The organism is Streptomyces misionensis (assembly GCF_900104815.1).
Taxonomy (GTDB): domain Bacteria; phylum Actinomycetota; class Actinomycetes; order Streptomycetales; family Streptomycetaceae; genus Streptomyces; species Streptomyces misionensis.
The window spans coordinates 3382530-3401933 of the sequence record NZ_FNTD01000004.1 but is presented as its reverse complement, the minus strand read 5'-3'; the positions used below and the strand labels follow the sequence as shown (position 1 = coordinate 3401933).

Annotated in this window: 17 protein-coding genes and 1 riboswitch; of the genes, 14 read left to right on the top strand and 3 right to left on the bottom strand. The window is 72.9% G+C overall.

Annotated elements, in window-relative coordinates; translation table 11 throughout:
• Nucleotides 1–64 precede the first annotated feature (64 nt).
• From BLW85_RS17065 to BLW85_RS17055, 3 genes are all read right to left on the bottom strand, one after another.
• Nucleotides 65–1177: a hypothetical protein gene (locus BLW85_RS17065; protein WP_070023698.1), complete on the bottom strand. Its 1113-nt coding sequence runs from the start codon at nucleotides 1175–1177 to the stop codon at nucleotides 65–67.
• 295 nt (nucleotides 1178–1472) lie between these two features.
• Nucleotides 1473–2180: a hypothetical protein gene (locus tag BLW85_RS17060; protein ID WP_074992498.1), complete on the bottom strand. Its 708-nt coding sequence runs from the start codon at nucleotides 2178–2180 to the stop codon at nucleotides 1473–1475.
• A 107-nt stretch (nucleotides 2181–2287) separates the two neighbouring features.
• On the bottom strand, nucleotides 2288–2482 hold the full coding sequence (locus BLW85_RS17055; RefSeq protein WP_074992497.1) for a hypothetical protein: 195 nt from the start codon (nucleotides 2480–2482) through the stop codon (nucleotides 2288–2290).
• 186 nt (nucleotides 2483–2668) lie between these two features.
• Here BLW85_RS17055 and BLW85_RS17050 point away from each other — a divergent pair, with 186 nt between their 5' ends.
• The 14 genes from BLW85_RS17050 to BLW85_RS16985 all read left to right on the top strand — a co-directional run bounded on the left by BLW85_RS17050 (nucleotide 2669) and on the right by BLW85_RS16985 (nucleotide 19218).
• The gene (locus BLW85_RS17050; RefSeq protein WP_074992496.1) at nucleotides 2669–4837 is read left to right on the top strand and encodes an N-6 DNA methylase; all 2169 of its coding nucleotides are present in this window, start codon (nucleotides 2669–2671) and stop codon (nucleotides 4835–4837) included.
• 93 nt (nucleotides 4838–4930) lie between these two features.
• Entirely contained in the window at nucleotides 4931–5548 is a 618-nt protein-coding gene (locus tag BLW85_RS17045) for a hypothetical protein (protein ID WP_074992495.1), read from the top strand.
• 38 nt (nucleotides 5549–5586) lie between these two features.
• Nucleotides 5587–7080 carry a serine/threonine-protein kinase gene (locus BLW85_RS17040; protein ID WP_275657231.1) on the top strand — a complete coding sequence of 498 codons (1494 nt, stop codon included), beginning with the start codon at nucleotides 5587–5589 and terminating at the stop codon, nucleotides 7078–7080.
• Nucleotides 7081–7138: 58 nt separating this feature from the next.
• Nucleotides 7139–7966, top strand: coding sequence for a glycoside hydrolase domain-containing protein (locus tag BLW85_RS17035; protein ID WP_074992494.1), 828 nt, complete (start codon nucleotides 7139–7141; stop codon nucleotides 7964–7966).
• A 186-nt stretch (nucleotides 7967–8152) separates the two neighbouring features.
• Nucleotides 8153–8806, top strand: a complete 654-nt coding sequence (locus BLW85_RS17030) for a SurA N-terminal domain-containing protein (protein ID WP_070023691.1) — start codon at nucleotides 8153–8155, stop codon at nucleotides 8804–8806.
• Between the two features lie 100 nt (nucleotides 8807–8906).
• Entirely contained in the window at nucleotides 8907–9899 is a 993-nt protein-coding gene (locus BLW85_RS17025; RefSeq protein ID WP_070023690.1) for a nucleoside triphosphate pyrophosphohydrolase, read from the top strand.
• A 106-nt stretch (nucleotides 9900–10005) separates the two neighbouring features.
• Nucleotides 10006–11292, top strand: a complete 1287-nt coding sequence (locus tag BLW85_RS17020) for a cytochrome P450 family protein (RefSeq protein ID WP_070023689.1) — start codon at nucleotides 10006–10008, stop codon at nucleotides 11290–11292.
• A 209-nt stretch (nucleotides 11293–11501) separates the two neighbouring features.
• The gene (locus BLW85_RS17015) at nucleotides 11502–12578 is read left to right on the top strand and encodes a LysM peptidoglycan-binding domain-containing protein (protein WP_074992493.1); all 1077 of its coding nucleotides are present in this window, start codon (nucleotides 11502–11504) and stop codon (nucleotides 12576–12578) included.
• A 183-nt stretch (nucleotides 12579–12761) separates the two neighbouring features.
• A riboswitch (cyclic di-AMP (ydaO/yuaA leader) is annotated at nucleotides 12762–12931 on the top strand.
• Nucleotides 12932–12935: 4 nt separating this feature from the next.
• Nucleotides 12936–13676, top strand: a complete 741-nt coding sequence (locus BLW85_RS17010) for a LysM peptidoglycan-binding domain-containing protein (RefSeq protein ID WP_074992492.1) — start codon at nucleotides 12936–12938, stop codon at nucleotides 13674–13676.
• Between the two features lie 318 nt (nucleotides 13677–13994).
• Nucleotides 13995–15275, top strand: coding sequence for a phosphopyruvate hydratase (eno, locus tag BLW85_RS17005; protein ID WP_177329902.1), 1281 nt, complete (start codon nucleotides 13995–13997; stop codon nucleotides 15273–15275).
• Nucleotides 15276–15400: 125 nt separating this feature from the next.
• Complete coding sequence (locus BLW85_RS17000) at nucleotides 15401–15877, top strand: FtsB family cell division protein (protein ID WP_070023674.1); 477 nt, start codon at nucleotides 15401–15403, stop codon at nucleotides 15875–15877.
• A 46-nt stretch (nucleotides 15878–15923) separates the two neighbouring features.
• Entirely contained in the window at nucleotides 15924–16463 is a 540-nt protein-coding gene (locus tag BLW85_RS16995) for a DUF501 domain-containing protein (RefSeq protein WP_074992491.1), read from the top strand.
• Complete coding sequence (locus BLW85_RS16990) at nucleotides 16460–17401, top strand: Ppx/GppA phosphatase family protein (RefSeq protein WP_070023670.1); 942 nt, start codon at nucleotides 16460–16462, stop codon at nucleotides 17399–17401. Before BLW85_RS16995 ends, BLW85_RS16990 begins: the two co-directional genes overlap by 4 nt.
• Before the next feature lie 443 nt (nucleotides 17402–17844).
• A complete protein-coding gene (locus tag BLW85_RS16985) occupies nucleotides 17845–19218 on the top strand; it encodes an NAD(P)/FAD-dependent oxidoreductase (protein ID WP_071828484.1) in 1374 nt (457 codons plus the stop codon).
• Nucleotides 19219–19404 lie beyond the last annotated feature (186 nt).

The window sequence follows — 19404 nt, the reverse complement described above, 5'->3', positions numbered from 1 at the left end:
GGGCCGTCGACCCCGCTGGACCGTCGGGCCCGGCGAGGCCGCCGGACCCCGCGGCCGGTGCCGGTCAGTGGCCGGCGTGGTGCCCGCGGGGCGCGGGCGCGGGGCGGCCCGCCTTCTCCCAGGAGAGGAAGGTGTTGGTGCGCGCGTGGACGAACGCCTTCACCGGGTCGCCGGAGTACGTCCACGGCACGGCGCCGACGTAGCCGCCGATCGCCCGGAACTGCTCCACCGCCTCCGCGTACCGCTTCTTCTGGAACAGCAGCTTCGCCAGCAGGTGCCGGACCACCGGCAGCCGGTGGTGCCCGGCGGGCACCCGGTCCACGGCGTCCAGGGTGGCGTCGATGGCCGAGTCGATGAACGGCTGGGCGTAGACCGGCTCCGCGGGTTCGCGCACCGCGTGCTCGTACACCGCGTACAGGCGCAGCACGGGCAGCAGGCTGTCCGGCGGGGCGGCGGCCGCGGCCTGCTCGGCGAACGCGTACATCAGCTCGTGCGAGCCGCGCCACTTGGCGCACCAGTACTGCAGGGCGGCGGTGTGGGCGCCGAAGTGGTGCGGGTCGCGTGCGGTGATCTCGGCCCACAACGCCCGGAAGTCCTCGTGGGACCAGCCGAGTCCGAGCGCGATGGTGATCTGCGCGATCCAGGGGCAGGGGTCCTCGGGCGCCATCAGCGCGGCCTCCCGGCAGGCGGGCAGCGCCTCGGCCAGCAGCCGGTGGAAGCCCTCGAACTGCTCGGCCGTGGTGTGCTTTGCCAGCTTGCCGCCGCGGACCTTGCCCGCCAGCGTGACGAGCGCGTCGGCATGCACGAGCGCGGCGGACGGATCGTCGGGGCGCTCGGTTCTCCATGCCTTGACCCAGGTGTCGTCCTCGGCGGCGGCGTGCACGAGGATGCCGGTCCGGTACCAGCGCAGGTCCCAGTCGCGGCCCGCGTCCGCGAGGTAGGCGGCGGCCCGCCGCCAGTCACCGGCGAGCGCGGCCGCCGCCACCGCGTCGGCCTCGGGGTCGGGGCCCGCGTACCGGGCGTCGAGCCGGTCGCCGGGCACCAGCCCGTACGCGGCGGCGTCGATGGTGACCGGCTTCCTGGCCCGGCGGGCGCGTGCCTTGCGGGCGTTGCGCGGAATGGTGACGGCCGCATAGCCGAGGGCGGCGGTGCCGGCGATGCCGATCAGGGGATTCATACCGGGTCCTTCTGGATGGGTCCGGCCGGGGAGGCGGCCGGAGAAGCTGTCCGCGGGCCGTCGGGCCCGGCGCGGAGCAGCAGGGTACGCAGTGCTGTCATGGCCGGGACATCGGCGTCCACCCGGGCCGGCGCCGCGCCGAACCGCTGCGCGCACCGGAGGGACACCACCTGCCGCGCCGACGGTCCCGACCGGCTCCCGCCGGCGGCCCCGGTGTCCGGCGCGGCGGGCGGGGCCGGTCGGCGCGAGGCCGCGCGGAAGGCGGCGGTCTCGCGCCGCGCGGCGGCCCCGGGTCCTACTTCAGCCGGGAAAGGACCGTCGTCGTCAGCTTCTTGGCGCTGGCAGCGCCGTTGTCGCTGCCGGCGGTGGACATCACGGTGACCACGGCGCCGCCGGAGCGGGCCGCGATGAGCGTGGTGCCGTTCTGCCAGGTGCCGCTCGTCAGGGTCAGCGTGTAGGCCTCGTCGCCGAGCCCGGCGGTGGACTTGCCGGTGACCTTCACCGTGGCGTGCGTGTCGCTGTCCGTGAAGGCGGCGCACGTGGTGGCGACGGACGCGAACTCCTTCATCACGTCCGCCGCGGTGGTGCCCTGGAACTCGTCGATCTCCTGGGCCAGGTCCTGCGTCTGGTCCTTGACGGCGTAGTCGTTCTGCGCGAACGACACCCCGCCCTTGTAGCCGGTCGCCTGGATCCAGGAGGTGCCCAGCAGCCGGGTGCAGTCGGTCTTCGCGGTGCTCTTGGCCTCCGGGGCGAGGAACTGGGAGCCGCTGTCCGCCGAGTTGTCGGCCTGGAGGGCGAAGCCGGCCGGGAAGGCCGACGCGGGCGCCAGCGCCTTCTTCAGCTGCGTCCCGGTGGCGAGGCCGGCGTTGGGGTCCTTCGCCTTGGCCGGCTTGGTGCTCGCGGCGGAACCGGTGTCCGAGGAGCCGGAGGAGCAGGCGGTGAGGGCCAGGGGCAGGGCCGCCGCGACGGCGAGCAGGGAGGCGGCGCGGGACGAGAGACGCATGACAGTCCTTCAGGGCTGGTGGAACGGAGACGTGCGTACGGCGGGGAGCCGTACCGCGCCCGGCGGGGAGCCGGAACGCGTGGGTGGGCGGAGCGGGTTCGGGAGGCTCAGGGCTTCTCGGGGGCCGTCGTGCGGCCGGCCGGCTGCTCCGTGTCGTGCGGCGTGAGCCCGGTGGCCGGTGACGGACCCGTGGCGCCGCCGTGGCCGCCGTCAGGGGCGACGCGGTCGGCGTGCGCCGACATGGTGCCGATGACCGCCACCCCCACGACGGCGCTCAGCGTGAGCCTGGCCTTCATGCCCATGGCGCTATCCCTCCCCGGAGCGGCGGCCTCCCCCTCCGGTGGCCGCTCGTTCGCTGGGTCAATAAGAGCAGAGCTTGTGAACCGAGTCAACATGGTTCAGTGTGGCGGGAGATGGCCACGGCGTGAATAGGTGGATCTTGTGTACGCCGGTATGCTCGGCGCCGGACCAGACGAGGGGAGCGGCCGGTGCAGGACCGAGCGACAGAGGTGACCGCCGCCGGTATCGCGCGGCTCGCCGGGGTGGGCCGGGCCGCCGTCAGCAACTGGCGCCGCAGACACGCCGATTTCCCCAAGCCGGTCGGCGGCACCGAGTCCAGCCCCTCCTTCGCGCTCGCCGAGGTCGAGACATGGCTGCGCAAGCAGGGGAAACTCGCCGAAGTCCCGTTGCGGGAAAGGGTCTGGCAGCAACTCGCCGGCCACCCGGAGGGCCCGCTCACGGCCCTGGTGCACGCCGGCTGCGCACTGCTGCTGATCCACGAACGCCCCACCGTCTGGCTCGCGGCGAGCGCCGGTTCGGACGAGCACCTGGCCCGGCTGCTGCCGGGCGCGCTGGAGCAGGTGCTGCCCCCGCGCCTCGTCGGCCCCCTCGCCCTGGCCCTGCCCGGCGGCGCGGCGGCGGGCTCGCCGTCCGCTGTGAACACCCCGGACGGCACCCGGGGAGCGGGCGGTGCGCCGGTGCCCGCGGCTGTGAACAGCGCGGCGGCCACACCGGGGGTGAACGACGCGGCGGCGGCACCCGGCGCGCACGCCCCGCTCGCGTTCCTGCCCTCGGTGCCCCTCCTGCGCGGCGTGGCCGAGCTGGCCGCCGAGGCCGGAGCGCGGCAGACCTTCGAGTTCCTGCTGGGCCGGCACCTGGACGCCAACCCCCGCCAGTACACGCTCACCCCCGCCGAACTCGCCGCCCTCATGGCCGACCTGGCCGGCCCGGCCCGCCGTGTCCTGGACCCCGCCTGCGGCACCGGCGCCCTGCTGCGCGCCGTCGACACCCGCCCCGACCAGGAGCTGTACGCCCAGGACAGCGCCCCCGACCTCGCCGCGCTCACCGCGCTGCGCCTCGCGCTGCACTCGCGCGCCGGCGTGCACACCACCGCCGGGGACACCCTGCGCGCCGACGCCTTCCCGGAACTGCGCGCCGACGCCGTGCTGTGCCACCCGCCGTTCAACGAGCGCAACTGGGGCCACGACGAACTCGCCTACGACCCCCGCTGGGAGTACGGCTTCCCGGCGCGCACCGAGTCCGAGCTGGCCTGGGTGCAGCACGCCCTGGCCCGGCTCGCCGACGGCGGCACGGCGGTGCTGCTGATGCCCCCGGCCGCCGCCTCCCGCCGCTCCGGGCGCCGCATCCGCGCCGACCTGCTGCGCCGGGGCGCGCTGCGGGCGGTGCTGGCGCTGCCGGTCGGGGCGGCGCCGCCGTACAACATCCCGCTGCACGTGTGGGTGCTGCGCCGGCCCGAGCGGACCCCGGTCTCGCCCGAGGTGCTGCTCATGGACACCGGCAGGTTCGCCGGGGAGGGCCGCGGCGGGCCGGACTGGACGGCGGTGCGCGAGGCCGTGCTGGACGCCTGGCGGGCCTTCGGGCGCGCGGACGGGCCGGTGGAGCGGCCGGGGCTCGCCCGTTCGGTGCCGGTCATCGAACTCCTCGACGACGACGTCGACCTGGCGCCCGCCCGCCATCTGCCGCCGCCCGCCGCGGCCGACGGCGCGGAACAGCTCGCGGTGGTGCGCGAACGCCTCGGCGAGACCCTGCGCCGGACCGTCGAGCTCACCCCGCCGCCCGCCGCGACGGCCCCGCCGGTGCGCAGGCCGCTCACCACCGTCGGCGAACTGGCGCGCGGCGGCGCGCTGGTGCTGCGCACCGGCGGGAACGGCGGCCATGCGCGGCTGCCGGTGCTCACCGACGCGGACGTGCTCGCCGGAACGGCGCCCTCGGGGGCGCTGCCCGAGAGCGACGAGGAGGCCGTGCTGACCGAGCCGGGCGACGTCGTCGTACCGGTGCTCGGCGGCGGCTCGGTGGCCCGCGTGATCGAGGAGGAGGCGGCCGGTGCCGTCCTGGGGCGCAACCTCGTGCTGCTGCGCCCCGACCGCACGGCGCTCGACCCCTGGTTCCTGGCCGGCTTCCTGCGCGGCACCGCCAACAACCGGCAGGCCAGCAGCTACGCCTCCACCGCGACCCGGCTGGACGTGCGCCGGCTCCAGCTGCCCCGGCTGCCGCTGGACGAACAGCGGCGCTACGGCGCCCGGTTCCGCGCCCTGGACGAGTTCGAACGGGCGCTGCGGCACACGAGCCGGCTCGGGGAGCAGCTGATGCGCGGGATGTACGACGGCCTCACCGACGGCACCGTCGCCCCGGACTGACCCCTGACAACGGTTCGGTAGACCCCGGACACGTTGTCGGCGCCGGGCCATATGCTCGACCCGCACGCCCACTTCAGGCAATCAGGAGCAGTCATGCAAGGCCACGGCTACGGACCGCCGGCGCAGCGGCCGCCGCACCCCGCGGTGCTGGTCCTGCTGCGCGTGCTGTTCGTCGCGGTCGGCATCCTCAGCCTGGGCTTCCTGGCCTGGGTGATGCCGCTGCGGCTGGCCGCCGTCACCCGCAGGTCCCTGGACTGGGCCCTGTTCGTGGGGGCGCTGCTGCTCGACGGCCTCAGCCTGGTGCTGGTGGGCAGCGAGCCCGGCGACGACATCACCACCGCGCGCGGCTACACGGGCCTGTACCTGCTGCTGGGCACCCTGGTGGCGGCGACCGTGTACTACCTGGTCGCGGAGATACGCCACTACGCCCGGCGGAACCAGGCGTTCCGCGCCCAGCGGGGCATACCGGCGCAGCAGTCGCCCGCGCGGGGCGCCCCGGCCTACGGCTACCCGGGCCCCGCGGCCCCCTACGCCGCGCCCGTGGTGCCCGGCGCCCCCGCCGCCCCGCCGGTGTCGCCGCACACCCCGGTACCCGGGCCCCCGCTCCCGCACCGCCCGGCGCCCGCCCGCATCGACCAGGTGCGCGCCGAGCTGGACGACCTGAGCGACTACCTGCGCAAGCAGGACGGGCAGCACGAGGGCGGAAGGTGACCGTGGCGACCGGACGCCTCGTCGCCGGCCGGTACGAACTGTCCACCCTCATCGGCCAGGGCGGCATGGGCCAGGTGTGGACGGCCTACGACCGGCGGCTCGACCGGCGCGTGGCCGTGAAGCTGCTGCGCCCCGACAAGGTGGCGGGCCAGGAGGCCGACGAACTGCGCCGCCGGTTCGAGCGCGAGTGCCGGGTGACCGCACAGGTCGACCACCCCGGCCTGGTCACCGTGCACGACGCGGGCAGCGAGGGCGAGGAGCTGTTCCTCGTCATGCAGTACGTCGACGGCGCCGACCTCGCCGACCACCTCGCCGAGCACGACCCGTACCCCTGGCCGTGGGCGGTCGCGGTGGCCGCGCAATTGTGCGCCGTGCTCAGCGCCGTGCACGCCGTGCCGATCGTCCACCGCGACCTCAAGCCGCGCAATGTGATGGTGAAGCAGGACGGCCTGGTCACCGTGCTGGACCTGGGCGTGGCCTCCGTCATGGACACCGACACCACCCGCCTCACGCACACCGGGTCCCCGATCGGCTCGCCCGCCTACATGGCGCCCGAGCAGGCGATGGGCGGCGCGGTCGGTCCGTACACCGACCTGTACGCGCTCGGGGTGCTGCTGCACGAACTGCTCAGCGGCGACGTGCCGTTCCGCGGGTCCACCGCGCTCGGCGTGCTGCACCGGCACCTGTACGAGCCCCCGCTGCCCGTGCGTCGGATCCGCCCCGAGGTCCCGGAGGCGCTGGAGACCCTGGTGCTGCGGCTGCTCGCCAAGGACCCGCAGCACCGGCCGGCCTCCGCGCAGGAGGTCTACGAGCACCTGGCGCCCCTGCTGCCCACGCGCGGCACCCCCACCGGTGCGCCCCTGGACCCCACGCGCCCCTTCGTGCGTCCGCACGCCCCCTGGCCGGACCGCGCCCGCACGCCCGCGCCCCAGCCCGCCCCCGCCGCCCCGGCCTCCGCGGCGACCGGGAAACCGGATGTCGCCGCCGCCGTCGACGAGGTCAAACGGCTGCTCGGAGAGGGCCGCATCACCCAGGCCGTCGACATCCTGGGCGCGATCCTGCCCGCTGCGGCCGAACAGCACGGCGAGCACTCCCCGGTCGTCCGCACCCTGCGCAAGCAGTACGCGGCGACCCTCATGGACGACGGCCAGTACCGGCGCGCGCTGCCCGAACTGCGCCGGCTCGCCGACGAACGCGCCGCCGAGGCGGGCCAGGCCGACCCCGCCTCGCTGCGCTTCCGGTACGACGCCGCCCAGTGCCTCGAACAGCTGGGGGAACCCGCCGCGGCGCTCGCCGAGTACCGCGCCCTGCTGCCGTACTACGAGAACCAGTACGCCTTCGGCGATCCGCAGCAGGCCCACGAGGTCCGCCGGCACATCGGCCACCTGCTGCTCGCGCTCGGCGACCGGGCCGCCGCCCACGACACCCTCGCCCGCCTGGTGCTGGACGTGGAACGCCTCGGCGGCCCCGGCCACCCGATGGCCGTCGAGATCCGCCGCACCCTGCACTGGCTGGGACAGGTGCGCGGCTAGATTCATCCAGCCGTACAGACATCGAACGACACACCGAAAACCATCAGGGGTGGGAACCATGGCCGGACACCGGCAGTCGAAGAAGCGCAGATACATCGCCTGGTCGGCGGCGGGTGTCGTCGTGGTCGCGGGCGCCGGCCTCGCCGCGCAGACCTCCATGGCGGCCACCACCTGGCCCGCGCAGAAGACGTTCACCGGGCGGGCGTTCGACACCTGCACCGCGCCCTCGCTGTCCGCCATGAAGGCCTGGCACACCGGCTTCTACGGCGCCGCCGCCGTCTACGTGGGCGGCAAGAACCGCGGCTGCGCCCAGCCCAACCTCACCGCCTCCTGGGTCAAGTCGGTCAGCTCCCTCGGCTGGAAGCTCATCCCCCTCTACGTCGGCGCCCAGCCGCCCTGCCAGTCCGGCGCCAACCCGGAGAAGATGACCAGCTCCAACGCCGCCGCCCTCGGCACCCAGGACGCCACCGACGCCGTCGCGAAGGCCGCCGCCCTCGGCATGAAGGCGGGCAGCGCGATCTACCTCGACATGGAGGCGTACGACGTCACGAACAAGGCGTGCAACACCGCCGTGCTGACCTATGTGCGCGCCTTCGACAAGCAGCTCCGCGCCAAGACGTACCGGGCCGGCTACTACGGCTTCACCAGCTCCAGCGCCAAGGCGATCGCCACCGCGACCGACAAGACGGACCTGCCGGGCAACCTCTGGTACGCGCTGTGGGACAAGCAGAACACCACCACCGCGGACTGGCCGTGGGGCGCCACGCAGTTCACCGGGCACAGCCGCGCCCACCAGTACATGGTGAACAGCAAGGAGACGCACGGCGGCGTCACGCTCACCGTGGACCGCGACGCGTGGGACGCGCCGGTGGCCATCACGGGCTGAGGCCGCGGCGGCGCGACGGTACCCGAAGTCGCGGTGAATCGTTGGTCGAATGGGTTGGCCGCGGCAGTGCCGCTGCCTACCATCGATCACCGCAAGACTTTGTGCGCCCGCCCGTCGCCCGGCCACCACCCCTGGCGGAGGCGCTGGCGCGCCGCACCTGTCGTGCAATCTCCCTTGGAGGTTTCCTTGCACCGCCGCCGTCGCACCGCGCTCGTCCTCACCGCCGCGATCGCCGCCGCGGCCCCCCTGCTGACCGCCTGCGGAAGCGACGCCCACCCGGGCGCGGCGGCCGTGGTGGGAGGGCAGCGGATCACCGTCGCGCAGTTGCAGAACCGGGTCGACGAGGTCCGCGCGGCCCAGCGGGCCGCGGTGTCCGACCCGGCCCAGTACCAGCAGGTGCTCGCCGAGACCAGCAGCCTCACCCGCGACACCCTGCACAACATGGTCCTCGACCGGGTGATCCACCGGGCGGCCCAGGACCAGGGCGTCACGGTCACCCGCAAGGACACCCAGCAGCTGCGCGCCAGCCTGGAGCAGCAGGCGGGCGGAGCCAAGGGCCTGCGGACCGCCTGGCTCCAGAAGTACGGCATCGCCCCCGCGTACCTGGACGACAACCTGCGCCTCCAGCTGGAGGCGCAGAAGGTCGCCGCCCGGCTCGGCACCGACACCTCCCAGCCCGCCTTCTGGAAGGCCCTCTCGCGGGCCTCCGAGGAGCTGCACATCGACATCAACCCGCGCTACGGCACCTGGGACGTGCAGAAGAGCGGCCGGGCGGACGCGAAGACGCCCTGGGTGCGGGAGGTGACGGCGCCCTCGGGAGGCGCGCCGGTGACCGCGTAGGACGGGTCGGTCCCCAGGCTGCGGGCATACGATCACACGACCCCCGCGGCCCTGTGGACAACCGAATCCGCTCGTCGCCGCCGTGGGTTACGTTCGGAGCGTGAACGCATCGAGTCCCGCCCCCGGCCGCATCGTCCTGCTCACCACCAGCCACCGTGTCGCCCCCGGCCTGCTGTCCTGGCCCGCCTGGCAGGCCCTGCGCGCCGCCGACGCCGTGCTGTGCGCGGACGGTGCCCACCCGCAGCTGCCGTACCTGCGGGAGGCCGGCATAGCGGTGGCCGAGGCGGCGCCCACGGCGCAGGAGCTGGTCGACGCCTGCGCCGGCGGGCGGACCGTGGTGGTCGTGGCGACGGGGGAGGGCGAGCCCGCGCTCACCGACGGACTGGCCCGGCTGGCCGGCACCGGCCGGATCCGCATGCCGGAGCTGGAGCTGCTGCCCGCCTCCTACGACCTGCCCGGCGCCCGGCTGCTGGACCTCGTCCAGGTCATGGACCGCATCCGGGCCGAGTGCCCCTGGTCCTCCCGGCAGACCCACGAGGGCCTGGCCAAGTACGGCATCGAGGAGGCGTACGAACTGGTCGAGGCGATCGAGGCGGGCGACCGCGAGGAGCTGCGCGAGGAGCTGGGCGACGTCCTCCTCCAGGTCGTCTTCCACGCCCGGATCGCCGAGGAGCACCCCGAGGCGCCGTTCTCGATCGACGACGTGGCGGGCGGCATCGTCGCCAAGCTGATCCACCGCCATCCGCACGTCTTCGGCGAGGAGACGGCCGAGACCCCGGAGGAGGTAAAGGCGCACTGGCTGCGCACCAAGGCGGAGGAGAAGCGGCGCACCTCGGTCACCGAGGGCATCCCCCTCGGCCAGCCCGGCCTGGCCCTCGCCGCCAAGCTGGCCTCCCGCGCCCGTACCGCCGGGCTGGACGTCCCCCTGCCCCAGGGCGAGGGCGTCGGCTACGAGCTGCTGGCCCTCGCCGCCCGCGCCGAGTCCGCCGGCACCGACCCGGAGACGGCCCTGCGCGCGGCGGCCCGCACCTACCGGGACGCGATACGGAGGGCCGAGGGAGTGGACCCGCGGGAGGGCGAGGACCTGTCCTGAGCGCTCCGGCCGGGCCGGCCGCTCCCGCCAAGCGCGGACACCGGCGGAGGCGGGGCCCCGGGCCGGCGGTGGCACGCCGCCCGGGCGGGCCGGATACCGTCGAGGAGTGACCGACCAGCTTCGCCCCGACGACACCGTTCCCGCCGCCCCCGAGCTCTTCACCTGGGAGTTCGCCGCCGACCCCTACCCCGCGTACGCCTGGCTGCGCGAGCACGCGCCGGTGCGCCGGACGCGGCTGCCCAGCGGGGTCGAGGCCTGGCTGGTCACCCGGTACGCGGACGCCCGGCAGGCGCTGGCGGACCAGCGGCTGAGCAAGAACCCGGCCCATCACGACGAGCCCGAGCACGCCAAGGGCAAGACCGGCATCCCGGGCGAGCGCAAGGCCGAGCTGATGACGCACCTGCTGAACATCGACCCGCCGGACCACACCCGGCTGCGCCGGCTGGTCAGCAAGGCGTTCACGCCCCGCCGCGTCGCCGAGTTCGCCCCCCGGGTGCAGGAGCTGACCGACCGGCTCATCGACCGGTTCGCGCAAGCCGGCAGCGCCGACCTCATCCACGAGTTCGCCTTCCCGCTCCCCATCTACGCCATCTGCGACCTGCTCGGCGTCCCGCGCGAGGACCAGGACGACTTCCGGGACTGGGCGGGCATGATGATCCGGCACGGCGGCGGGCCGCGGGGCGGGGTGGCGCGGTCGGTGAAGAAGATGCGCGGCTACCTCGCCGAGCTGATCCACAAGAAGCGCGAGGCGCTGCCCGCCGAGCCCGCGCCCGGCGAGGACCTGATCTCCGCCCTCATCCGCGCCTCCGACCACGGTGAGCACCTCACCGAGAACGAGGTCGCGGCGATGGCCTTCATCCTTCTCTTCGCCGGTTTCGAGACCACCGTCAATCTCATCGGCAACGGCACCTACGCCCTGCTCACCCACCCCGATCAGCGCGACCGCCTCCAGGACGCCCTCGCCCGCGGCGATGACGAGCTGCTGGCCACCGGGGTGGAGGAACTGCTGCGCTACGACGGCCCGGTGGAGCTGGCCACCTGGCGGTTCGCCACCGAACCGCTCACCATCGGCGGGCAGCGGATCGAGCCCGGCGACCCGGTGCTCGTCGTCCTGGCCGCCGCCGACCGGGACCCGGAGCGGTTCGCCGACCCGGACGTACTGGACCTCGGCCGCCGGGACAACCAGCACCTCGGCTACGGCCACGGCATCCACTACTGCCTCGGCGCCCCGCTCGCCCGCCTGGAGGGCCAGAGCGCGCTGGCCACCCTCTTCACCCGGCTGCCCGACCTGCGGCTGGCCGCCGACCCGGCCGAGCTGCGCTGGCGCGGCGGGCTCATCATGCGCGGTCTGCGCACCCTGCCCGTGGAGTTCACCCCGCCGGGCGACCGGTAGTTCGGACCAGGAAACGGAGTGACCCGTTCCGCGCTGGTGGAAGGATGTGTGACGGAGCGGAGGGCAAACCTTCCACGCTGTGATCTTCGCGTGATCCGCGCGGCATGAACTTGTGACAAGTGATCGAGTGCGGCTACGTTCACCCCTCAGCGTGGCGGACCGGCACCACCCGCCGCGCCGGCCCCCGCAGTCGCACGAAAGGCTTCCGCATGATCTCCGGGAACGGTCGTCACCGCCGCCCCCGTCAGGCTCCGGCCCTCCTCGTCGCGGCCGGCGTGACCGGCTCCGCCATCGCCATCCCGCTGCTCGGCGCCGCGAGCGCCCACGCGGCCGACGGCACCACCTGGGACAAGGTGGCCGGTTGCGAGAGCGGCGGCTCCTGGAGCGCCGACACCGGCAACGGCTACTACGGCGGCCTCCAGATATCCCAGGACGACTGGATCCACTACGGCGGCACCCAGTACGCCTCCAGCGCCGACCAGGCCAGCCGCTCGCAGCAGATCGCCGTGGCCGAGAAGATCCTCGCCGACAAGGGCACGCTGCCCTGGGCCACCTGCGCCCTGCTGTCCGGGCTGACCCCCAACTCCGGCTCGGTGGACGTCGATCCGGGCGTCGGCGGCAAGGGCCAGGACGACGGCACGACCGACCCCTCCGGCCTGCCCGACGCGTCGACCCCCTCCGGCACCCAGAGCGGCGGCCAGGACACCACCCCGAGCGGAACCGGGAAGGGTTCCGGCGGCGGCACCCACGACGGCACCGGCAGCGCCTCCTCCACCGACCCGTCCACCGCCCCGTCCTCCGGCTCGGGCACCGGCAAGCACACCGGCAAGCACGCGGCCCCGCACCCGGGCGCCTCCCACGGCTCCGGCGGCGCCGACGAGACCGGCGGCGGCCCCGCCCAGGACCCCACCGCCCCCTCGGCGCCCGCAGGCACGGTCACGCCCGCCCCGACCGCCGGCGACCCGGACAATTCCCGCCAGGACGTCGGCTCTTGGAACCTGGTCGACACCGGAGCCCTCGGCGGCGGACGGCACCGCGGCGGCACCGCGGACGAAGGCACGGCGACCGGACAGGACGGCTCCGACTCCGGGCGGCACGCGTCCCGCGAACCGGGCACGTACACCGTCCGCGAGGGCGACTCGCTGAGCGCCATCGCCGACTCCCTTGACGTGCACGGCGGATGGCACGCGCTCTACGCCGTGAACAAGAAGGTCGTGGGCGCCGACCCGAATCACATCACCGCCGGTCAGACCCTGAAAGTCGGTGACGAAACGGACGCCGGCTAGGGCGAGTTGACACCCCACTTGATCGTCAAATGTCCGGTTTGGCGAAAGTGTGGGATGAGTCTCAGAAGCCCTGATCGTCTTTGAAATTCCGCGGATCACGTGGCTACGGTCGGGACCGCTCGTCACCACGAGCCCCGGCGGCCGCAACGCCTAATCCTGCCAGCGGTTGCCCGGGAACAGTCGTCGCGTCAAGCGCCGCAGGCAGGAGCGGGGGACCCAAGGTAAGTGCCGGGCCCGGCAGTTGATGCCGGACCGGCTTGGGGTGAAGCCACGCCTCCCACGGGAGGGGTGGCCGGGCAACTCAACCGGCCCGAACCCGACAGCTCACCTCGCAGGCGTCGGTGAGGGGATCGTTCCATGCTGTTTTCCGGCAAGGGCAAGCACCGTCGTCCGTCCAAGGCCGTCCGCGCCGTCACGCTCGCCGGTGTCACCGGTGCCGCCGTCGCCGCCCCGCTGATGGCGGCCGGCAACGCCTCCGCCGCCACCGCCTCCCAGTGGGACGCGGTCGCCCAGTGCGAGTCCGGCGGCAACTGGTCCATCAACACCGGCAACGGCTACTACGGCGGTCTGCAGTTCTCCGCCTCCACCTGGGCCGCGTACGGCGGCACCGCCTACGCCCCCACCGCCGACAAGGCCGGCAAGGCGCAGCAGATAGCCGTCGCCGAGAAGGTCCTGGCCGCGCAGGGCAAGGGCGCCTGGCCGGTCTGCGGCACGGGCCTGTCGAGCACCCCGTACAACGGCTCCGCCTCCGGCTCCTCCTCGTCGCACACGGGCACCTCCACCCGCTCCGGCGACGAGCAGGCCGCCACCCGCTCCACCCAGCGCACGGCCCCGTCCACCACGAGCAAGTCCACGGGCGGCTCCACCGGCTCCACCGGCTCCTCGGCGAGCGGCGCGGGCAAGACCGTCACCACCCCGACCGGCAAGAAGGTCAAGAAGGGCGACGGCGAGTACAAGGTCGTCACCGGCGACACCCTCAGCTCCATCGCGGCCGGGCACCACGTGGCCGGCGGCTGGCACAAGCTGTTCGAGCTGAACAAGGACATCGTCGACAACGCCGACCTCATCTACCCGGGCCAGCAGCTGCACCTGAAGTGACCCCCGGCGGCTGACGGCCCCGCCCGGCGGACCCGCCCCCAAGGCCCGCCCCCGTCCCCACGGGCTCCCCGCCCCGGCGCGTTCTCCCCCGTACGCGCCGGGGCGGGGTCATTCGTTTCCCCACTCTTCAGCCGGGTCTCATCCGGGAGCCCCTTTGTTCCGCGGGTGAACAATGGGTACCGTCTGCATGTCCCTCCCGTCCACGGGACGGTCGGTCGGTGGCCGACGACCCCTGGACGGTTAGGCTCTAGTCGCAAGGCACAGCCGTAAGGCAGACCGCCCCGCACTTCCAGCGTCACATCCAAGAAGGAGATGCTCGTGCCGTCCATCGACGTCGTCGTAGCCCGGGAAATCCTGGACTCCCGAGGCAACCCCACGGTCGAGGTCGAGGTCGGCCTCGACGACGGCAGCACCGGCCGTGCCGCCGTCCCGTCCGGCGCCTCCACCGGCGCCTTCGAGGCCATCGAGCTGCGCGACGGTGACCCCAACCGTTACCAGGGCAAGGGCGTCGAGAAGGCCGTCCTCGCCGTCATCGAGCAGATCGGCCCGGAGCTGGTCGGCTACGACGCCACCGAGCAGCGACTGATCGACCAGGCCATGTTCGACCTGGACGCCACCGACAACAAGGGCTCGCTCGGCGCCAACGCCATCCTCGGCGTCTCCCTGGCCGTCGCGCACGCCGCCTCCGAGGCGTCCGACCTGCCGCTCTTCCGCTACCTGGGCGGCCCCAACGCGCACCTGCTGCCGGTGCCGATGATGAACATCCTGAACGGCGGCTCGCACGCCGACTCCAACGTGGACATCCAGGAGTTCATGATCGCCCCGATCGGCGCGGAGTCCTTCTCCGAGGCGCTGCGCTGGGGTGCCGAGGTCTACCACACCCTGAAGAAGGTCCTGAAGAACAAGGGCCTGGCCACCGGCCTCGGCGACGAGGGCGGCTTCGCGCCGAACCTGGGCTCCAACCGCGAGGCCCTGGACCTCATCCTGGAGGCCATCAAGGAGGCCGGCTACGCCCCCGGCGAGCAGATCGCCCTCGCGCTCGACGTCGCCGCCTCCGAGTTCTACAAGGACGGCAAGTACCTCTTCGAGGGCAAGGAGCGCTCCGCCGCCGAGATGACGGAGTACTACGAGGAGCTGGTGGCGGCCTACCCGCTGGTCTCCATCGAGGACCCGCTGTTCGAGGACGACTGGGCCGGCTGGAAGGTCATCACCGACAAGCTCGGCGACAAGGTCCAGCTGGTCGGCGACGACCTGTTCGTCACCAACCCCGAGCGCCTCGCCCGCGGCATCGAGGAGGGCACCGCCAACGCCCTGCTGGTCAAGGTCAACCAGATCGGCTCGCTGACCGAGACCCTGGACGCCGTCGAGCTGGCCCAGCGCAACGGCTTCAAGTGCATGATGTCGCACCGCTCCGGCGAGACCGAGGACGTCACCATCGCCGACCTGGCCGTCGCCACCAACTGCGGCCAGATCAAGACCGGCGCCCCGGCCCGCTCCGAGCGCGTCGCCAAGTACAACCAGCTGCTGCGCATCGAGGAGATCCTGGACGACGCCGCGGTGTACGCCGGCCGCAGCGCCTTCCCGCGCTTCAAGGGCTGAGCCACCCGGCCGGTCCCGACCCGCTCCGGGCCGGGACTTGGCCAGTCGTACGTACGTCCCCGTACCCGGTCCCGTACCGTGTCCGGGGACGTACGCACGTGTGAAAGGGGAGGCGGAGAGCCGACATGGCCGTCAAGGACCGGGACCGTTTCTCCACCACGACCAGACTGCGGCTGCTGGGCGAGCAGACGGCGGCCCGGGTCTACCGCTCGCAGACCAAACGGCAGGCCCGCCGCTCGCGGCTGACCGGCCGGGCGGCGCTGCTCGCGCTGGTGCTGTGCTCGCTGGTCGTCGCCCTGGCCTACCCGATGCGGCAGTACGTCTCCCAGCGCGCCCAGATCTCCGATCTCCAGCGGCAGGAGACCGAGGCCCGCCAACGCGTCGAACAGCTGCGCGACCTCAAGGCCCGCTGGCAGGACGACGCCTACGCCGAGCAGCAGATCCGCAAGCGGCTGCACTATGTGAAGCCCGGCGAGACCGGGTACGTGGTCATCGATCCGGGCGCGGCCCGGCAGTCCCGCGCCGACCTGAGGGCCGCCCACCGGCCCTGGTACACCAACATCTGGGACGGGGTCGACAAGTCCGACGCCTCCGACCAGTGACCGGCCCCGTGCCGGTGACCCACAGAAAGCCAGTCTGAAAGCAGTCATGGATACCCCTCCGCCGCCCACTCCGCGCACCGAGCCCACCGACGCGGACGTCGAGGCGTTCAAGCAGCAGCTGGGCCGACCCCCGCGGGGCCTGCGGGCCATCGCACACCGCTGCCCGTGCGGCCAGCCGGACGTCGTGGAGACGGCGCCCCGCCTGCCCGACGGCACGCCCTTCCCGACGCTGTACTACCTGACGTGCCCCAAGGCCGCCTCGGCCATCGGCACGCTGGAGGCGAACGGCGTGATGAAGGAGATGACCGAGCGCCTCCAGAGCGACCCGGAGCTGGCCGCCGCCTACCGGGCCGCGCACGAGGACTACATCCGGCGCCGGGACGAGATCGAGGTCCTGCGGGACTTCCCGAGCGCCGGCGGCATGCCGGACCGGGTGAAGTGCCTGCACGTCCTGGTCGCCCACTCGCTGGCCGCGGGACCGGGCGTCAACCCGCTCGGCGACGAGGCGCTCGCGATGCTGCCCGAGTGGTGGCAAAAGGGCGCGTGCGTGACGTTCGAGCAGGAACCGAAGGGGGAAGCGCAGTGACCCGTGTCGCCGCCGTCGACTGCGGTACGAACTCCATCCGGCTGCTGGTCGCGGACGCGGACCCGGCGACCGGCCAACTGGTCGACCTGGACCGCCGGATGACGATCGTACGGCTCGGCCAGGGCGTCGACCGCACGGGCCGGCTCGCCCCCGAGGCGCTGGAGCGCACCTTCGCCGCCTGCCGCGACTACGCGGAGATCATCAAGGGGCACGGCGCCGAGCGGCTGCGCTTCGTCGCCACCTCCGCCTCCCGCGACGCAGAGAACCGCGACGAGTTCGTGCGCGGGGTGCTGGACATCCTCGGCGTGGAGCCGGAGGTCATCACCGGCGACCAGGAGGCCGAGTTCTCCTTCACCGGCGCGACCAAGGAGCTGACCGGCCGCGAGGACCTCGCCCGGCCCTATCTGGTGGTGGACATCGGCGGCGGCTCCACCGAGTTCGTCGTCGGCGAGGACCGTGTGCGGGCCGCGCGCTCGGTGGACGTGGGCTGTGTGCGGATGACGGAACGGCACCTGGTGCACGGCGGCGAGGTCTCCGACCCGCCCACCGAGGAGCAGATCGCCGCGATAAGGGCCGACATCGAGGCCGCCCTGGACCTCGCGGAGCGGACGGTGCCGCTGCGCGAGGCGCGCACCCTGGTGGGCCTGGCCGGCTCGGTCACCACCGTCTCGGCGATCGCGCAGGACCTGCCCGAGTACGACTCAGCGCGCATCCACCACTCCCGCGTCTCCCTCGCCCGGGTCCGCGAGATCACCGACCGCCTCCTGCACTCCACCCACGCCGAACGCGCCACCATCCCGTCCATGCACCCGGGCCGCGTCGACGTCATCGGCGCGGGCTCCCTCGTCCTCCTGGCGATCATGGAGCGCATCGGTGCCCAGGAGGTCGTCGTGTCGGAGCACGACATCCTCGACGGCATCGCGTGGTCGGTGGCGTAGACCACTTTGCTACTGGCGAGTAGCATCCGGCTGAGCAGGTCGGATAACGTTTGAGCGGCTTCGAGGGGTCCTTGCGGGCCCCTCGTCGGCATCCCGGCGGAAACCTTCGTGAAGTTCTTCACAAGGAAATGGGTCCTGACCGGTGTCCGAAGGGGGCCTGTTGGCCCTTCCGGGGGGTCAAAACCCGTTTGAACATGTTCAGATGACGCGCGCGAAGATGGCCGGAAGGGGGTGTTCCAGAGGCCGCTGCGGAGTCTCCGCGATCACCTCGCGGACCCGGACGGGCAGCTCACACGGCCTTGACAACGGTACGAACCGCCGCGCGGTTCCCCCGGGTCGGCATGACCTGCGTCACGCGGGTCGCGGAGTTTAACACAGCCCCTCCAGAAGCTTGTGAAGGGGCGCACGAGCCACCCCCCTGGGGCGGGTGGATACTCGATGCCATGAGCACCACGGAGCGTCCCAGGATCCTCGTAGTAGGCGGTGGGTACGTAGGCCTGTACGCAGCTCGGCGCATCCTCAAGAAGATGCGCTACGGCGAGGCGACCGTCACGGTCGTCGACCCCCGGTCGTACATGACCTACCAGCCCTTCCTCCCCGAAGCCGCCGCCGGCAGCATCTCCCCTCGCCACGTCGTCGTCCCGCTGCGACGCGTGCTCCCGAAGGCGGAGATCCTCACCGGCCGGGTCACCACCATCGACCAGGACCGCAAGGTCGCCACGATCGCCCCGCTGGTGGGCGAGGCGTACGAGCTGCCGTTCGACTACCTGGTCATCGCCATGGGCGCGGTCTCCCGCACCTTCCCGATCCCCGGCCTCGCCGAGCAGGGCATCGGCATGAAGGGCATCGAGGAGTCCATCGGCCTGCGCAACCACGTCCTGGAGCAGCTGGACAAGGCCGACTCCACGACCGACGAGGAGATCCGCCGCAAGGCGCTCACCTTCGTCTTCATCGGCGGTGGCTTCGCGGGTGCGGAGACCATCGGCGAGGTCGAGGACATGGCCCGGGACGCCGCCAAGTACTACCGCAACGTCTCCCGCGAGGACATGCGGTTCATCCTCGTCGACGCCGCCGACAAGATCCTTCCCGAGGTCGGCCCCAAGCTCGGCCAGTACGGCAAGGAGCACCTGGAGAGCCGTGGCGTGGAGATCTACCTCTCCACCTCCATGGACTCCTGCGTCGACGGCCACGTGGTGCTGAAGAACGGCCTGGAGGTCGACTCCAACACCATCGTGTGGACGGCCGGCGTCAAGCCGAACCCGGCCCTCGCCCGCTTCGGTCTCCCGCTCGGTCCGCGCGGCCACGTGGACACCGCCGCCACCCTCCAGGTGCAGGGCACGGACTACATCTGGGCCGCCGGCGACAACGCCCAGGTCCCGGACCTCGTCGGCCGCAAGGCGGGCAACGAGAACGCCTGGTGCCCGCCGAACGCCCAGCACGCGCTGCGCCAGGCCAAGGTCCTCGGCGACAACGTGGTCTCCGGCATGCGGGGCTTCCCGCAGAAGGAGTACGAGCACGCCAACAAGGGTGCGGTCGCCGGTCTCGGCCTGCACAAGGGCGTGGCGATGATCGTCATGGGCAAGATGAAGATCAAGCTCAAGGGCCGCCTCGCCTGGTACATGCACCGCGGCTACCACGGTCTGGCCATGCCGACCTGGAACCGCAAGATCCGCATCTTCGCCGACTGGACGCTCGGCATGTTCCTCAAGCGCGAGGTCGTGTCCCTGGGCGCCATGGAGAACCCCCGCGAGGAGTTCTACGAGGCCGCCAAGCCCGCGCCGGTCGCCGCCGCGAAGACCGAGGCCAAGGCTTCCTGACCCGAGGCACTCGCCGTACCGTTCGAAAGACCTCCCGCCATCCGTGGTGCGGGAGGTCTTTCGGCGTTCCCGGGGGCCCATCTGGGTGGCCACTGCAACTTTTTGCCCACTCGTAACTCCATTGCGGGACTGTGCAAGACGACCGACGGTGTTTACGTGGTAACCGGCATCCGGGATCGTCGTCTT

Coding starts and splice junctions, on each gene's coding strand:
- BLW85_RS17065 (WP_070023698.1), bottom strand. CDS start 1,177: ATGAATCCCCTGATCGGCATCGCCGGCACCGCCGCCCTCGGCTATGCG.
- BLW85_RS17060 (WP_074992498.1), bottom strand. CDS start 2,180: ATGCGTCTCTCGTCCCGCGCCGCCTCCCTGCTCGCCGTCGCGGCGGCC.
- BLW85_RS17055 (WP_074992497.1), bottom strand. CDS start 2,482: ATGGGCATGAAGGCCAGGCTCACGCTGAGCGCCGTCGTGGGGGTGGCG.
- BLW85_RS17045 (WP_074992495.1), top strand. CDS start 4,931: ATGCAAGGCCACGGCTACGGACCGCCGGCGCAGCGGCCGCCGCACCCC.
- BLW85_RS17035 (WP_074992494.1), top strand. CDS start 7,139: ATGGCCGGACACCGGCAGTCGAAGAAGCGCAGATACATCGCCTGGTCG.
- BLW85_RS17015 (WP_074992493.1), top strand. CDS start 11,502: ATGATCTCCGGGAACGGTCGTCACCGCCGCCCCCGTCAGGCTCCGGCC.
- BLW85_RS17010 (WP_074992492.1), top strand. CDS start 12,936: ATGCTGTTTTCCGGCAAGGGCAAGCACCGTCGTCCGTCCAAGGCCGTC.
- BLW85_RS17000 (WP_070023674.1), top strand. CDS start 15,401: ATGGCCGTCAAGGACCGGGACCGTTTCTCCACCACGACCAGACTGCGG.
- BLW85_RS16995 (WP_074992491.1), top strand. CDS start 15,924: ATGGATACCCCTCCGCCGCCCACTCCGCGCACCGAGCCCACCGACGCG.
- BLW85_RS16985 (WP_071828484.1), top strand. CDS start 17,845: ATGAGCACCACGGAGCGTCCCAGGATCCTCGTAGTAGGCGGTGGGTAC.